Raw genomic sequence first — 16,238 nt, 5'->3', positions numbered from 1 at the left:
GAGACGTACGTGTACTGACGTCCGCCTTGTTCGCCGCTACAGGGGGTGTCCGATGCACTACCAGATCGGGCTGGATCTCGGATCCACCCGCACCGCAACAGCCACGTGCCGCGAGATACCGCGGCTCGAGTCGGTGACGCCGACCGTGGTGTTCGCGAATCCTGATGGCTCTTTGGTCATCGGTGAGGAAGCGGAACGCCGCGCCGCCGCCGATCCGAGTCGCGTGGCACGCCGGTTCCTGCGTCGGGTGGGGGATCCGACGCCGTTGCGACTCGGTGGGGTAGCGCTCGGTGCCGATGTGCTCACCGCGCGTTTCGTCACGCAGCTGCTCGCTCCTCACACCGGCCGGATCGCCGTCGCGCATCCGGCTTCGTGGGGTCCACACCGCTTGGAATCCCTTCGCGGAGCTGGACTTTCCGACGTGCTGTTCGTGCCGGCACCGCAGGCCGCTGTGGTTGCTCACGACGAGCGGGCCCGGCTGGAACCGGGTTCTGTCGTCGCCGTGTACGACCTCGGCGGGAGCGGGTTCGAGGCCGCGGTGGTGCGCAAGCTCGACTCGTTCGTGCTCGCGGGCCGTCCCGAGGAGGCCGAGATCGGCGGGCTGGACTTCGACGAGGCGGTGTTCTCCCACGTGGTCGAGTCCTTGGAGTGGGACTCGCTCGACGCGGAGAATCCTGTTGTGCGGGCGGCGGTCGCCGATCTGCGGCGGGCCTGCACGGCTGCGAAGGAACAGCTGTCGTCGGACACCGAGGTGCGGATTCCCGTTGCGGTGCCGGGGATCTCGGTGCGCGAGGTGCGGCTGACCCGCGCCGAGTTCGAGGAGATGATCCGGCCCGCGCTAACCGAGACGATTAGCGCGCTGTTGCGTGCTTTGGAGAACGCCGGGGTGCGTTCTGGGGACCTCGCCGCAGTGCTGCTGGTCGGTGGGTCTGCCCGGATTCCATTGGTGACGCAAGAAGTTTCCGCGTTGCTCGGCCGTTCGGTGACGCCCGCGTTCGAGGGGATGGTCGCCGTGGGTGCCGCACTGTCCGCCCGTGTGCGCGCGGTCGCCGCGCCGGAGGTGGCGACCGTGATGTGGTCGCGTCCGCCTCGGCCGGCCGCGCCCGCGTTGCAGCACAAGAGGAAGAAGCTCACGCCGTACATCACGGCGGCGGTGCTCGCGGCGGCGGTCGGCGGTGGTCTCGCGATGAACACGTACTTCGCGGGCAACGCCACCCCGGCGACGACGACCACGACTCCGCCTACGACCACCACCGAGGAGAAGGCCGCCGTTGTGGTGGCCACGACGACCGAAGCGCCGGTCCAGCCGCAGAAAACGGTTGCGCCGCCGCCTCCTCCCCCGCCGACGAAGCGCACCACGACGACGACCACGTGGCCGTCGAGCTCGGCGCCGAGCGTCAGCAAGTCGACGAGCGCACCGCCGCCGACGCCCAGCACCAAGGCGAGCACGAAGGCCGGCGCACCGTGACCGCGTTGCCTCCGAGACCAGGAGTGTCGAAGTTCCAGCTGGTCCAGGTGCCGCGACCTCGTCTGGCCACGATCTCCGTCTACCTGTGGTTGCTCGTGGTGGTCGTCGAACTGGTCGTGACCGGCGTGGCGTTCGGCGACGTGCGTGCCTCGCTGGCCACCGAGGTGGCGGCGCGTGGTGTCGATCAGTCCACACAGGACGAGGTGGTGCTGGCCGGGCTGGGTGTGCTGCTCGGACCGGGCGTGCTGGTGGCGCTGCTGCAGCTGGGAGTGCTGCGGGCCTTTGCCCTTGGCCGGAAGTGGGCGCGGATCTTGTTGGTGGTGCTGGGAGTTGTCGGGGTGCTGGTGTCGCAGATGCCGGTAGTGGCGGGGATCGCGGTGGCAGGTGCGGGCGTGCTGATGTTCCTGCCCGCGTCGAACGCCTGGTTCGCGGGGAGGCGAAGATGACCGCTGTCGCAGCGGAACTGGCGTGGCGGGAGGGTGACACCGCGTCGGCGATCGAGACCGCGGACCGGATTCTCACCGAGGGCACGGACCAGGACTGCCTGGCGGCCGGAGTCGCGGCCGCCGCGGCAGCTGCCGACGGGGCCTTGTTCGACGCCGCCGCACGGTGGCGCGTGATCGCGAGCTCGCTGACCGGCGCACCCGGTGTCACCGCGGCCGCCCGTGCCGCACTGGCCGCCTGCCTGGTGGGTGATCTCTCGTCTGCCGCGGAAGACCTGGCCGCCGCACGAGCCAGGCTGTCCGGTGCCGCACCACGAGGCCTGACGGTGCTGCTGGACGGCGTGGACGCGGCGCTGGAAGCCGTGCGCGGCTCGTTCGCCCCAGCTGCCCGCAAGCTGGCCGGCCTGGCCGCCGCGACCGTGCCCGCCGACCCGATGGCCGCCGAGCAGTGGGGCGACCTGGCGGTGACGGCGCTGATCGCGGGTGGTCACGACGCCAGTGCCTCGGAGCTGCTGGCGATGTTCGCGGACCGCCCGACGCCTCGCCGCCACCTGCTCACGGCCTGGCTGCACCTGCGCGCGGGCCGATTGGCCGCCGCCCGCACCGAGATCGCCGCCTGCACCGCCCCGGTGCTGCGCCGCGACGCCGTGCTCGCGGCGGCCGTGACGATCGGACTGGCTCGCCGAGCAGGTGACGACGAGGCGTTGCGCGCGACCTGGCGACGAGTGGCGCCGGTGGTGGCGGGCGTCGACGTGGAACCGTTGCTGCTGGACGCGTGGGGCGAGCTGTCGGCCGGTGCGGGCAGCGCGTTCGAACGCGACACGATCGTCGACGCGATGACCAGCGCGGTCGAACGGGTCGGTGCGGCTTGGTGCGAGGAAACAGACAACTGGTGGCGCGTGCAACGGGCCGTGATCGCCGGTGACGCGTCGGTGGCGGTATTACTGACCGTCGAACCTCGTGCCTCCGCCGCACGCATGTGGGCCTCGATCCTCACCGACGACGTCAATCCTGTTGCGGTGACGGAGGTTGCCAATCTCCTCGCCCTCGCGGGCCACCCGTGGGACGCGATGGCGTTGTGCGGCGCGGCAGCCGCCCGCATGAACAACCCGGCCGAAGCCCGCGAACTGCTGAGCACCGGCCGCGCCCTGCGAGCCCGCATCGGCACCGAGGACAACGGCCCCGGAGACGGCCTCTCGAAGCGGGAACGCGCGGTCGGCGAGCTGCTGCTGGAAGGCCTCACCCACAAGGAGATCGGTGCCCGCCTCTACATCTCGCCGAAGACGGTCGAGCAGCACGTGGCGAAGATCCGCCAGAAGCTGGCCGTGGGCGGACGCGCCGAGCTGATCGCCTCTCTGCGCGCCCGGCTGGCATAGTCAGCGACCCGGAACGGCCAGATCGCCCTCGACGTACTGTGCGCGCCCGAAGTCGAACGACCAGTCCTGGGGCCGTTCTCGACGATGCTTACGAACACGTCCTCCGCAGCGATGCCGAGGACTTCCAGGCCCGCGGCAACGGTCCTGAAGACCGATTGCTTGACCCCGTGATGGGTTCCGACTGCGTGAGGATCTGGATCATCATGGGCCGATCGGCGCACTCGAAGCAGAGGCCGACGTCGAGGGCGATCACGTGGTCGGCGTCATGGTCGGTGATAACCTGATGCCTGACCGTTCGGGGATGGCCAGCACGTCTACTGCGGATCAGCGCCGGTAGTCGATCACGAGCGCGATCGTCGCGAACTACGAGCGGCCCAACGGCCAACACCAGCTGAGCGTCGGACACGCGCTCGAGCCTTCATCGCAGGACGGAGCGCCAGAAAGCAGGTCAGCGCTTCTTGATCGCACTGTAGACAACGGCAACCACGGTCGCGGTCATCACGGTGGCCGGCACCGCCATCAACAAGCCCATCGCGCCGAACAGGGTCAAGACGGCCGCGGTCGGCACCACGACGACGAGGACGAGCACGAAGATCTTCACTGCCGTCACGTTGAGGCGCCTCTCGTGATCGGGTGATTCGTCGGCTGAGCACCCGCCGTCAGCCAGCACGGCCATCGACCCGAACTACTCGTTCAAGGCCAGAGGCAGCGCTTGACGGACTCCTGCTCAGGGCATGTTTCAGGCCCTGAGCTTAGGCCGATCGGGCTAGAGTTCGGCCCACAGATTCCCGATCACCCATCCAATCGTGCACCTTCACTCCCAGGCACTGACAGGCCGGCAAGTCACGACGGCAGCGATCGAATTTCGTCTGCACCTCCGCGCGCCGGCTGGCGGTGAGCTCGCGGTCGCCGCACACCGCCAGCGCGTCCTCAGGCCGGCGGTGCTCCCCCCACTGGACCCAGCAGCCCCTCGAGGCGCGGCACGAGCCGCGAGCATGACCGAACCACGCGGCAACCTTTTCTGACTGTTCCAGCACTCGCAGACTGTTTGACATGGCGTTCCGTGAGCATTGTGGTGATGCGCCGACGAGCACGCCTGGCCAAGTCTTTCTCGCTCCGTACCCGCTCAGCCATGGGCGTCCTCCGGTTCAGGAGCCCAGACTGTCAACAACCTCAGTCAGTTTTAGACCTAGTCCGGGGCCTGCGGGTGTACAAAGCGCAAGCACAGCCTGTGTGTCCTCAGCCCTGCTCTGCGCGAGCAACATCCGCGCGACACGTGCCGCACCGAGACGTGTTCGAACCACAAAGTCGAACTCGGCTGACAGCGCGGGGGCCCGCTCGACCATCTCCATGGCGCCACCTGGCCTCTCCATGGACACGAGGACCTATCCGTTCCAGCCAGTCCCCGCGTCGATCGCCAGCCGCCACGGCGAGGCCGTCTCCTCCTGCCGATTGACCGCAAGGGCAGACGCGTGCCGCGAAGAGGCATATCGGTGCCTCTCCGACCATCTCCACGGCAATGCAATGGGAGAAAGGAGCTGGTCCGAGGGAGCCGCTCAAGGCCACACCATCACGCTAACCAGCAGAAGGAGCCGATGAAGACCGGCCTATTGGCTCTAAGACTCGTAGGGGTGATCGCGGTGGTGGGTACGTTCGCGGCGCTGGCGGTGTCCTCGAAATCGCCGGACCCGGCTGCCATCGCCACCACCCAAGCCCACGCTGACGAGCTGACAGAGCAACTGGCGAGGACGGTTCGCTACCGCCTGCCGGATGAACGATTGTCCTCCGTGTCTCCCCGGACACGGCCACTCGCGTTCTTCTCGCTCGGCGAAACCAGCGAGGACGGGTACCAGGCGGCCGCCGTTCTGAACGACGCAGAAGGTGCGTCCACCCTGACGGTATTCGTGCGCTCTACGGACAAACACACAGAGTGTGTCCTTGTGCTTGACTGCCAGGTACCGCTGAAGTCCGCTGGTCAGCCCGAAATCGAGGAGACCTCGATCATCGGCACTACCGGCTCGACCATCAACCTCACCACGACATCTATCGATGGCAAGGTGAAGATGTTGTCGGCGAGGTCGACGTTCCCAGACGGCACGACGGTCAGCGCTGTACTGCGCGCCCAGATCACGACGGGCGATCTCGGAAACGGCATCGAGATCAAGCCGTCGCGTTCCGAAGTGCCAGTTACAGCTGATCAGTTCGTCGCGATGGTCGACCGGCCCGGCTTCCACTACTGACACGACGCGGCAGGTACAGACGAGAGTCAGAACGCGACGGGTTCATCCGAACGCTGGTTTGAAAGGTCATGCGGTCCGGCTCTCGAGGGCTCGTGTGGGTTGCCGTCGTTACTGCGCATCAAGGAATAGGCAGGCGCCGGCACGCACCCGCTCGAACTCACGCAGCGTCGGCCACGCACCAACTCCGCCGCACCGAACGAGTCGACGAGCGTAGCGCGGTGTTCGAAGTTGCTCTCGTCCCTGGACGGCACCGACCACTTGCTCACCAATCTAATGTGATCAGTCCAGCTGTGCTGCCCGAATCGCGCCCGCGACAATTCCCGCGCGCCCGTGAGCTCGCAGCTTTCGGCCAATCGGACACACGTACGACTTCACGGTCTCGGTGGACAGTTGCATCTCAACGCCGATCTCGTCGTTGGTCATCTCCCTGACCATCAGCCGGATCACATCGAGTTCGCGGCCGGACAACTGCATGGACGCGAGGTCATCAGTTGCACATCTTGGAGCCAGCACCTGCTGACTGATCAGCCACCCGTTGACACCGGCGTTCACCGCGCTGGAGATTCGGACCCACTCGATCCGGTCGTCACAGCGATGATGCTGACCCATCCACGGCCGCGCAACACGTTCAGCACGTCGTACACCCCGCCTGACAGCCCAAGGTCGACCACGGTGACGTCCCCTCAGGAACCTCGTCGACGGACCCGATCGCTTCCCAGACAGCGACCCCGTGCAAACGATGACCAGACTCGTCGACCTGAGATGCCCTGACGGAACAGACAGTCCTCATACACCGACTGAGAGACTGGGCATTGCAGCGCGCAGCCGACCTAGCCACAGCCGTGGCATGCACCTCATGATCGGCTTGCCTCACAGTACGGCCTCGGACCCAGACCTGACACCGAATGTGTTCTACGTCCTCCGCCCTCATCCCACTGCGGCGCAGCTGATACTGGACGTCCCCATCATCGCTCCTGTCACGTTCCAGCAAAGCTCTCATGCCCGTACATGTGCTCGCGATCTCGGCTGCGGATCAGGTCTCCGGGACTTCACCGCGTCGCCCACCGAGATCGAACCGGCGCAGGAGCTGCGGGTGCGGATGGCCCGTTTGCACGGACGAGCCAGCCGCCCTGACGGTTTGACCGCGGCGATGCTGTCCAACGCGATTGCTTTAGTACATCGCGCGGACTGAACCGTCGTCGACCCGATCAATACCGCCGAGCTAGCCGATTCGTGGCGAGAGATCGGCGCAGCTGCCACATCAGCGGAACCTCCGTGGCCGGCTGACCTGTGTGCAGCTGACCAGATCAGCATCTAGTCGAGATTTAGCAGGCATTTAGTTCGGCGCTAAGCGCCGGATAGCAGTTGGTTAGTAGCTACTCGCGCTTCATGGCGTGGTCGTTGCACCACTACACCTAGGAGCGGTCATGAGCCTGCCGAACACCTGTCTGGACGTCGCGAGACACGCGTTTGACCTGCTGGTTGCCGGGCCTCATCCGGTGTCACTGGACGGTCGGCGATTCGATGGACTGCCTGATCGGCTGTTGCCGGTGGACGAGCTGCGGGACTTGCTCGTCAAGCGCACGTGCCCGCTGACGACACGGGATGCAGTGTGGGCGCATCTGGTGCATCAGTGCCGTGTGGAAAGTGCGACATGGACAGTCGCCGCCGTTGGGATCGCATTGCCAGCGTTGACTACGGTGACAGCACGGCTGTCGCAGAGTTCGGAGTGTGACGTCGGCGAGATTCACGCCGAGGTGCTGAGCGGGTTTCTGCAGGCGTTGAGCACCATCCACCTGGACGCGCCGAATGTGTTGGCCCGACTGCGGTTGGTCGCGTTTCGCGCTGGTTGTCGCGCGCGGCGGGAACTCGTGACGAGTCCGGTGCCAGTACCGCCACGGGCGCCGCAGGGGCACGTGGACCTGGTGCTGGCACAGGCCGTCGAGCACGGAGTCCTGTCTCGAACCGAGGCCGACTTGATCGGTACTACGCGGCTCGATCGAGTGCCGGTGACGGAGTGGGCCCGGCGGCGGCAGATCGGCCAATGGGCGGCGTATAAGGCGCGCCAACGCGCCGAGCAGCGGCTGGTTGCCCATCTGAGCGACGGAGTGTCCACACCGGAGCTCGGAGCCGTGGTTGCGGAGGAGCCGCCATGTGCCTGACCAACTGCCGTTTGGCACTCGTCACGCTTGGAGCCGTCGGAACCGTATTGCTCCTCGCAGGACCAGCGCATGCAGAAGTCGTCCAGCTCGCGGCACCGGTCCAGTCGATCGACGCCGTGTTGAACAACATCCGGAACTGGCTGGTGGGCATCTCGGCCGCGCTCGCGGCGGTGTGTTTCACGGTCGCGTTCCTGCGCCGGATGGCCGGTGCCGGTGATCCCAGCGAGATCGAGAAGTCGAAGACGTCGTTCCGAGCGGCCTGCGTCGGGTTGGTCGGTGTGTTGCTGACTCCGGTGGTCATCGAGGTCCTCAAAGGATTTGTGGGGGCCTAGCGATGGACACGTTCGACGAGTGCGGGATCACGAGTCCCGGCGCGTGCATCGGTGAAGGCATGGCGGGGTTCATCGACCTGGTCGTCGGCCAGTCGCTGAACAAGCTGTTGACATTCGTGGGCGAGACGTTGTTGTCGACGCCGACGCTGGACGAGTTGCCGCGTGTAGGTGAGTTGTGGGAGCAGTCACGGCTCATCGTCGTAGCGACATACTCGCTGTTCGTCATCGTGGCGGGGTTGGTGGTGATGGCCCACGAGACCGTGCAGACGCGCTACTCGGTGCGGGAGACGTTGCCGCGTCTGGTCATCGGGTTCGTGGCCGCCAATCTGAGCCTGCCGGTCGGTGACCAGGCGATCCGGCTGGCGAACGGGTTGTCGGTCGCGCTGCTCGGCGGTCTTGATCCGCAGCAGGCCGGTCAAGGTCTCGGTGAGGTGTTCGTCGCGGTGGTGCTGAGCGCTGTGGCGACGAGCGGGGTGACGACGGGGTTGCTGTCGCTCGTGCTCGTGATCCTGTTGGTGCGGCTGCTGGTCGGCTACGCGGTGCGAGTCGGGCTGACCGTGATCCTGCTCGCCGGCGCGCCACTGGCGTTGATGTTTCACGGGTTGCCGCACACCGAAGGCATCGCGTTCTGGTTCTGGCGTAGCGGTGCCGCCATTCTGGGTATCCAGGTTGGACAGAGCCTCGCGTTGATTTGTGCGCTGAAGGTGTTCCTCGAGCCCGGTGGCTTCCGCCTGTTCAGCACCAAGACCGATGGGACCGTCAACCTCATCGTCGTCATCGCGTTGGTGTGGGTGCTGGTGATGATCCCGACGTGGATGATGCGCCAAGTCAAGATCGGTAGCGGCAAACGCTCGTTCGTCGTGGGCGTGGCTCGGTCGTACGTGTTCGGCAGGGCCGCCGGTGCGCTCGGACTGCGCCGCAACGGAATCGCGGTGTCACGAAATGCCGTTCATAGGTCAGCGCCGAACCAACACCACCAATCGGCGCCGATCAAGCAGGCCACAGGCGCACGCGTGATATTGGCTGCCGCCAACGCAGGACAACGCACCAAGACTGCGCAGGGGCAGCAGCCAACAGCGCACGTCCCAGGCAAACGCCCCATGGCACATCCGGTCCAGGCGCCGCAGTTCCGGCCGCCTGTCCAGCCGCAGAACCTCAACTTCCGACCACCCACCACCGCTCCACCAACTCTCCCTCGTCGCATGACGACGCCGCCCGCTCCGCCGACGTTCCGCGCCCCGAAGGGTGGTGGGCGGTCATGAGTCAGGTGCGCATTCCCGCCGATGTCGACCGCGAGGACCAAGTTCTCGCCGGGCTTACGTCGCGCCAGGTCGCGATCCTCGCCGTGGTGGGCCTAGTACTCTACGTCGCCTACACGGCTACCCGCGACGTGGTTCCGGTGGGGGTGTTCGGAGCTGTGGCGTTGCCAGTTGCGGCAGCGAGCGCGGTGCTCGCACTCGGACGCCGCGACGGTCTTTCGTTTGACCGACTCGTGCTCGCTGCAGTGCGACAACGCCTACGCCCGAGACTGCAACTAGCAGCGATGGACGATGCCCAGCCTGTGCCAAGTTGGCTCGCGCACGCATCCGCGTCCGATGTCCACAATGGAGACGGTCCAGTGCAGCTGCCTGCCGAGAGCGTCACCGAGGCAGGAGTGGTGGACCTGGGCGACGACGGTCTTGCTGTGGTCGCTGTGTGCTCGACCATCAACTTCGCGCTGCGCACCGCCACAGAACAGGAGTCGCTCGTCGCCTCGTTCGGTCGGTACCTCCACAGCTTGACCGCACCGGTCCAGGTGCTCATCCGCACCGAACGGCTCGACCTGTCCGAGCAGATCGCCGAGCTGCGCGAGCAGGCTTCCGGTCTGCCACATCCCGCGCTGGAGAACGCCGCTCTGGAGTTCTCTGACTATCTCCAGCAGCTCAGCACTTCTACCACCTTGCTACGTCGCCAGCTGCTGCTGGTGCTTCGTGAACCAGGTCTGTCCACGCTCGTCACCCGCCGCGGGAAAATGCGATTGAGCGACGCTGACCGCGCCGCCGTTGAGGGGCGGCTGGCGCGGCGGTTGGGCGAGGCAACCGAGCTTCTCGGAGCGGCTGGCATCGCGGTCCGCCCGCTCGATTCCGGGCAGACGACGAGTGTGCTGGCCGCGACGTGCAACCCTGACAACCTGATCCCGCCCACCGTTGGGCTTGCCGGTGCCGACGACATCATCACCGTTGAGGCTGGGTGGTCGGCATGAGCGCGGCCTTCGTTCCAGACGCGATCGCTGTTCATCCTCGCTCGCTCGAGGTCGGCGGTGAGTGGGTGGCCAGCTTCGCGGTCACCGGGTATCCGCGGGAAGTTCAGCCTGGCTGGCTACAGCCGCTGCTCACTCATGCCGGCCGCCTGGACGTGAGTCTGCACTGCGAACCGATTGATCCGGTCACCGCGGCTGCTCGACTCAAGAAGCAGCTCGCCCGGCTGGAGAGCGGGCGCCGATACACCAGTGACGCCGGCAAGCTGTCCGATCCACAGGTTGAGGCCGCCACCGAGGACGCCTATGACCTCTCCAGCCGCGTCGCGCGCGGTGAGGGCAAGCTCTACCGAGTCGGCTTGTACATGACCGTTCACGCGGCAACCGAGCAGGCGCTCGCTGACGAGGTCGCAGCGGTTCGTGCTCTTGCGGCGTCGTTGCTGCTGGACGCGAAACCAGCCAGCTATCGAAGCCTGCAGGGTTGGGTCACAACGCTGCCGATGGGCTTGGACCTGCTCGGGATGCGGCGCACGTTCGACACCCATGCACTCGCGGCCGCGTTCCCGTTCACGTCACCGGATCTCCCGCCGGCAGATCCGACGTCGTTGTCAGCCCCGCGCGGGGTGCTGTACGGGTTCAACCTCGGCAGCCAGGGTCTCGTGCACTGGGACCGGTTCGAGTGCGACAACTACAACTCCGTCATTCTCGGCCGTTCCGGCGCGGGCAAGTCATACCTGACGAAGCTGGAGTTGCTGCGGTCGCTGTATCGCGGCATCGATGCGTTCGTCATCGATCCGGAGGACGAGTACGTCCGACTTGCGCAGTCGGCCGGCGGCACGGTTGTCCGGCTGGGCGCTGATCAGGTCCGGTTCAACCCGTTCGACCTGCCTGTCCACACCCGACCCGACAGCAAACGAATCGCACCGAAGGACGCGCTCACCCGGCGGACGTTGTTCCTGCACACCGTGGTCAGCGTCCTGCTCCGCACCGAACTGACGGCACACGAACGCACCACGCTGGACTCTGCCGTCACCGCGACCTACGAGCGGGCCGGGATCACCACCGAGCCCAGGACGTGGTCGCGGCCCGCTCCCCTGCTTCGCGACCTCGCCGACGAGCTGGACGACTCGGAGTTCGCGGCCCGGTTGAAACCGTTCACCACCGGCGCGTTCGCTTCGTTGTTCGCCGGGCCCACCACGACCAGGCCCGAGGGACACCTCGTGGTGTTCTCGTTGCGCGACCTCGCGGACGAGCTCAAGCCGATAGGCACGTTGCTCACGCTGGACTCGGTGTGGCGCCAGGTCAGCAACCCTGCGATCCGGCGGCGCCGTCTGGTCGTGGTCGACGAGGCGTGGCTGCTCATGGCACAGCCCGAAGGAGCGCGATACCTGCTGCGGATGGCCAAGTCCGGACGCAAGCATTGGTGCGGGCTCACCGTTACCACGCAGGACAGCGACGACCTCATCGGCTCCGAGCTGGGCCGGGCGATCGTGGCGAACTCGACCACCCAGATTCTGCTGCGGCAGGCCCCGCAAGCAATCGACGCGATCACACGGGAGTTCGGGCTCTCACTCGGCGAACGGCAGTTCCTGCTGTCCGCAGACCGCGGCCAAGGGCTGCTCGCCGCGGGCACTCAACGCGTCGCCTTCCAGTCCCTCGCCTCCCCGGCTGAACATGAGCTGGTCACGACGGATCCAGCCGCAGTCGCGCATGTTCAGGAATCCGACGCTGCGACGTCCTGGGTCGAGCTATGAGCGCGGTCAAGGACTTCCTGCGCGATCCGACCGCAGTCTTCGAGCATCTCCTCACATGGCTCACCACTGCCGACCCGGCCATCGGAATTGCGTTGGCGGGTGTGGCAGTCGCGGCCGCCGCGTTGAGGATCTGGTTGATGCGACGACAACACCGGACGCTGATGGCAGGCGCGCGGATGGTGACGGTGTTCGTGCCGCCGACTGTCGATCCGGCCGGGTCAGCGATGTTCTGGACGAACCTCGTCGGCCTGCTGCATCGACGACGGACGTGGTGGACAACCCAACCGCACGTTGCATTCGAGTACGCCTTTTCGAGCTCCGGCGCGCAGATCGCGTTGTGGGTACCTCGTGTCGTGCCTGCCGGCACCGTTGAACGCGCCGTGGAAGCTGCCTGGCCGGGCGCCCGAACCAAGACAGCACCAGCAACAGAGACCGCCCAGGTGACTGCAGTCGGCGCGGAGCTGCGGCTCGCGCGCAGCGAAGCCCTGCCGATCCGCAGCGACTTCGCCGCCGACCCGTTGCGCACGCTGTTCGGTGCCGCCGCCGGAATCGGCCCGCACGAGCGCGTCACTGTGCAGATCCTCGCCCGCCCGGCCAAACGCCTCGCCAGGACCCGGTCCACGTCGACGCGGAGCCTGGACAACCGGACCCGGCTCCGGCAGAGCGCCGAAGACCGGGCAGTCGTGGCGAAACGCAACGCGCCGATGTTCGAAACACGCGTCCGCTATGCAGTCACAGCCGATCACAACGTGCCGCAGGCACTGCACGGGAGAGCGCGAGCCGTCGCCTCGGCGTTCACCCTGTTCTCCGCGCACAACCACTACCGCCTAACCCGGCTCCACAACCCGATCAATGCCCTCAACTCGCGGCGACTGCGGCGCGGCGATCTCCTGTCGATTCCAGAGTTGGCCGCGCTCGCGCATCTCCCACTTGACGCTGCGGCTCCAGGGTTGATCCGCGCCGGGGCCAAAGCCGTTGCGCCACCACCGGGCGTCGCTGAACGCGGTACCGACATCAAGCCGATCGGGATCAGCGATTCCGGCCGTCCTCGACCCGTCGGGTTGCGTGTGGCCGACGGGTGCCACCACGTGCACATCATGGGCGCCACCGGTTCCGGCAAGTCCGAACTGATGGCGCGGATGATCCTCGCCGACGCCGAAGCCGGTCGCGGCCTCGTCGTGATCGATCCCAAAGGCGACCTCGTCAGCGACCTGCTGGCGCGTCTGCCCGAACAGGTCGGCCCGAAGGTCGTGCTGTTCGACGCCACCTCGCGGTCCCGCCCGCCGGTGCTCAATCCGCTGGAAGGCAACGACGAACACCAGGCGGTCGACAACCTCGTCTCGATCTTCTCGCGGGTCTACTCCTCGTCCTGGGGACCGCGAACAGACGACATCTTCCGCGCAGCACTGCTCACCCTGGCCGCTTTGCCCGGCACGCCGACGTTGATTCAGCTACCCAAGCTGCTCACCGAGCCCGCGTTCCGCGAACGCGCGGTCGCGCACATCCAGGACGAGGTGCTGCGCGGGTTCTGGGCCTGGTACAGCGAGCTGTCCGACGCCTCCCGCGCACAGATCATCGCGCCATTGATGAACAAGCTCCGCGGTTTCCTGCTCCGCCCGTTCGTCCGCGCCTCGATCGCCGGCGGTCCGTCCACCTTCGACATGGACGCGGTGCTCAACGGCGGAATCTGTCTCGTGCGGATCTCCCGTGACTCTCTCGGCATGGAGACCGCGAATCTCATCGGTTCCATCATCGTCGCCCGCACCTGGCAGGCCGCCGTCCGCCGGGCACGGCTCCCCCGCCACCAACGCCACCCCTGCGGCCTCTACATCGACGAATGCCACAACTTCCTCAACCTGCCGTACCCCATCGAGGACATGCTCGCCGAAGCCCGCGCCTACGAACTCTCGCTCACTCTCGCCCACCAGTATCACCTGCAACTCACCCGCGAACTGGCAGAAGGCATCAGCACCAACGCCCGCTCGAAGATCTACTTCACGGCCAGCCCGGAAGACGCGCGCGTGCTGGCCCGCCACACCCATCCGCGGCTCAACGAGCACGACATCGCCCACCTGCCGCAGTTCCACGTCGCAGCCCGGCTCATCGTGAACGGCCAGGAATTGCCCGCGTTCACCGCCGTCACCGAGAAGCTTCCGAAACCGAGCCCGTTGCGGAGCAGGCAAATCCGCAAGGCCGCGCAAGCCAACACCCACGCCGTTCCCGCTCCCTGCTCCGCAGCTCCCACCGCCGACCCGAGACTCGCCGGCTAACAACAAGGAGAATGCTCATGACCGCACCAGCACGTCCCACGCTGCGGTTCGCCGCCTCGGGGGAACATCATGCCCGCCTCGCAAGGCACCTCACCATCCGAGACCGCTGGCTCGCCCGCATGCTCCACGAGCACAAGGTGCTCACCACGCATCAAATCGCCGAGCTCGCGTGGCCCACCGCGCGTGCCGCCAACCACCGCCTGCTCACCCTCCACCAGTGGCGCGTCGTCGACCGCTTCCAACCCTTCGTCACCGTGGGCAGCGCCCCGATGCACTACGTCCTCGACGTCGCCGGCGCGGTTCAGCTCGCCTACGAAGACGGCCTCGACCCCAAGACGCTCAACTACCGGCACGACGCCGCACTCGGCATCTCCCACTCGCTCCAGCTCGCACACGACGTTGGCGTCAACGGCTTCTTCACCAGCCTGGTCGCCGACTCCCGCAACCACGCACACGGCTTGACGACGTGGTGGTCGGAACGACGCTGCGCCACCTACTTCGGCGACGTCGTCCGCCCCGACGGCTACGGCCGCTGGACCGAGAACAACGCGATCTTCGAGTTCTTCCTCGAACACGACTGCGGCACCGAAACCCTCACCAGACTCGCCGACAAGATCCACCGCTACGCCCGGCTCGCCACCTCGAGCGGCATCTGCACTCCGGTGCTGTTCACGTTCCCCAGCGCCCGACGCGAAGCCAACGCCCGCATCGCTCTCGCCGATGCCCTGCGCACTCTCGACGGCACGACCACGTTCCCGGTCGTCACCACCAACTCGGAGTTTCCGCCCACTGCGGCTTCCCTTCGCTGGCTGCCGGTGGCGGACATCCGCGTCGGACGACTCCGGCTCGGCGAGCTCTCCCAGCTCTGGCCGTTCAAGCAGAACGCCACGATCGTGCGGCCAGATCACTCGAGGACCACCCTCTCACCGCCGTCCCCGCTCCCTCCTCTGTGGAGCTCACGATGAAAGCCACGATCGTCGCCAGCTCTGCGGTGCTCGCCACCGTCGTCGTGGTGGCCGCCACGGGACAAGCACTCGTCTCGTCACTGTTCGGCGGCGCCCAGCCCTCCCAAGAGGCGCTGTCGGACATCCCGCGCAACTACCTGACGCTGTACTACGAGGCTGCCGGGAACTGTCCTGGTTTGGGCTGGTCGGTCCTCGCCGCCATTGGAAAGATCGAAAGCGATCACGGCCGCAGCAGACTCGTCGGTGTCGCCGAAGGCACTGAGAACTACGCAGGCGCGCGAGGCCCCATGCAGTTCCTCCAAAGCACCTTCGACAGTGTCGTCGTCCGCCACCCACTACCCGCAGGTGGTCGAACCCCTCCCTCGCCCTGGGATCCACACGACGCCGTCCACGCCGCCGCGCACTACCTGTGCGACTCAGGAGCCCGCGACGGCCGCGACCTCCGCGCCGCGATCTGGGCGTACAACCATGCCGACTGGTACGTCGCCCAGGTCCTGGCCCAGGCAGACCGCTACGCCAGCGCAATCGGCCGTGGCGCCGATCGGGCACCCGCAGCCGCCGCCATGCTCGCCATCAACTTCGCCCAGGGACAGCTCGGCCTGCCCTACGTCTGGGGTGGCAACGGCCCGGACGCCGGTCACGCGGGCTTCGACTGCTCTGGTCTCACCAAAGCGGCCTACGCAGCAGCAGGCATCGAGATCCCTCGTACCGCCCAGCTCCAGCACGACGCGGGCCCAAGCTTGCCGAACGGCACAGTCCTTCGTCCTGGAGATCTCGTCTTCTACGGCACGCCCGCTGATGTCCACCACGTCGGCCTCTACATCGGCAACGGACAAATGATCCACGCACCGACCTTCGGTCAAATGGTCCAGATCGCGCCGTACCGGTGGCCCGACGACCACTATCTCGGCGCCACCCGTCCCACCAGCAACCCAGTTGCAGGGACTCGTGCTTGATCGCGCATTCTCATCGTCCTTGCGGCCGGCTTGCGG

At 66.8% G+C, this 16,238-nt stretch carries 14 protein-coding genes; 12 read left to right on the top strand and 2 right to left on the bottom strand.

The window, feature by feature from the left end; genetic code table 11:
- Positions 1-52 precede the first annotated feature (52 nt).
- The 3 genes from ABZX92_RS12720 to ABZX92_RS12710 are packed head-to-tail and all read left to right on the top strand — an operon-like array spanning position 53 to position 3,287.
- Entirely contained in the window at positions 53-1,468 is a 1,416-nt protein-coding gene (locus ABZX92_RS12720; RefSeq protein ID WP_355557414.1) for an Hsp70 family protein, read from the top strand.
- The gene (locus ABZX92_RS12715; protein ID WP_355557411.1) at positions 1,465-1,914 is read left to right on the top strand and encodes a hypothetical protein; all 450 of its coding nucleotides are present in this window, start codon (positions 1,465-1,467) and stop codon (positions 1,912-1,914) included. Before ABZX92_RS12720 ends, ABZX92_RS12715 begins: the two co-directional genes overlap by 4 nt.
- Complete coding sequence (locus ABZX92_RS12710) at positions 1,911-3,287, top strand: helix-turn-helix transcriptional regulator (protein WP_355557409.1); 1,377 nt, start codon at positions 1,911-1,913, stop codon at positions 3,285-3,287. Before ABZX92_RS12715 ends, ABZX92_RS12710 begins: the two co-directional genes overlap by 4 nt.
- 448 nt (positions 3,288-3,735) lie before the next feature.
- On the opposite strand, the gene ABZX92_RS12705 is transcribed toward ABZX92_RS12710, so the two are convergent.
- The gene (locus tag ABZX92_RS12705) at positions 3,736-3,888 is read right to left on the bottom strand and encodes a hypothetical protein (RefSeq protein ID WP_355557406.1); all 153 of its coding nucleotides are present in this window, start codon (positions 3,886-3,888) and stop codon (positions 3,736-3,738) included.
- Positions 3,889-4,918: 1,030 nt separating this feature from the next.
- Here ABZX92_RS12705 and ABZX92_RS12700 point away from each other — a divergent pair.
- Positions 4,919-5,527: a hypothetical protein gene (locus ABZX92_RS12700; protein WP_355557403.1), complete on the top strand. Its 609-nt coding sequence runs from the start codon at positions 4,919-4,921 to the stop codon at positions 5,525-5,527.
- Positions 5,528-5,806: 279 nt separating this feature from the next.
- Here the strand turns inward: ABZX92_RS12700 and ABZX92_RS12695 are convergent, their stop codons facing one another.
- A complete protein-coding gene (locus ABZX92_RS12695) occupies positions 5,807-6,079 on the bottom strand; it encodes a helix-turn-helix transcriptional regulator (protein ID WP_355557400.1) in 273 nt (90 codons plus the stop codon).
- 875 nt (positions 6,080-6,954) lie between these two features.
- Here ABZX92_RS12695 and ABZX92_RS12690 point away from each other — a divergent pair.
- From ABZX92_RS12690 to ABZX92_RS12655, 8 genes are read left to right on the top strand one after another with little or no spacing between them, the layout of a single operon-like run.
- A complete protein-coding gene (locus ABZX92_RS12690) occupies positions 6,955-7,689 on the top strand; it encodes a hypothetical protein (RefSeq protein WP_355557398.1) in 735 nt (244 codons plus the stop codon).
- On the top strand, positions 7,680-8,021 hold the full coding sequence (locus ABZX92_RS12685; RefSeq protein WP_355557395.1) for a pilin: 342 nt from the start codon (positions 7,680-7,682) through the stop codon (positions 8,019-8,021). The genes ABZX92_RS12690 and ABZX92_RS12685 overlap by 10 nt, the downstream gene beginning before the upstream one ends.
- Positions 8,022-8,023: 2 nt before the next feature.
- On the top strand, positions 8,024-9,283 hold the full coding sequence (locus ABZX92_RS12680) for a hypothetical protein (protein ID WP_355557392.1): 1,260 nt from the start codon (positions 8,024-8,026) through the stop codon (positions 9,281-9,283).
- Complete coding sequence (locus ABZX92_RS12675; RefSeq protein ID WP_355557389.1) at positions 9,280-10,263, top strand: PrgI family protein; 984 nt, start codon at positions 9,280-9,282, stop codon at positions 10,261-10,263. Before ABZX92_RS12680 ends, ABZX92_RS12675 begins: the two co-directional genes overlap by 4 nt.
- Positions 10,260-12,011: a DUF87 domain-containing protein gene (locus ABZX92_RS12670; protein ID WP_355557386.1), complete on the top strand. Its 1,752-nt coding sequence runs from the start codon at positions 10,260-10,262 to the stop codon at positions 12,009-12,011. Before ABZX92_RS12675 ends, ABZX92_RS12670 begins: the two co-directional genes overlap by 4 nt.
- Positions 12,008-14,281 carry a DUF87 domain-containing protein gene (locus tag ABZX92_RS12665; protein WP_355557384.1) on the top strand — a complete coding sequence of 758 codons (2,274 nt, stop codon included), beginning with the start codon at positions 12,008-12,010 and terminating at the stop codon, positions 14,279-14,281. The genes ABZX92_RS12670 and ABZX92_RS12665 overlap by 4 nt, the downstream gene beginning before the upstream one ends.
- A 17-nt stretch (positions 14,282-14,298) precedes the next feature.
- A complete protein-coding gene (locus ABZX92_RS12660; RefSeq protein ID WP_355557382.1) occupies positions 14,299-15,246 on the top strand; it encodes a replication-relaxation family protein in 948 nt (315 codons plus the stop codon).
- Positions 15,243-16,202, top strand: a complete 960-nt coding sequence (locus tag ABZX92_RS12655; protein ID WP_355557379.1) for a bifunctional lytic transglycosylase/C40 family peptidase — start codon at positions 15,243-15,245, stop codon at positions 16,200-16,202. Before ABZX92_RS12660 ends, ABZX92_RS12655 begins: the two co-directional genes overlap by 4 nt.
- Positions 16,203-16,238: the final 36 nt, after the last annotated feature.

Source organism: Lentzea sp. NPDC006480 (assembly GCF_040611995.1).
Classification (GTDB): domain Bacteria; phylum Actinomycetota; class Actinomycetes; order Mycobacteriales; family Pseudonocardiaceae; genus Lentzea.
This window is presented reverse-complemented; position numbering and strand designations above follow the sequence as displayed.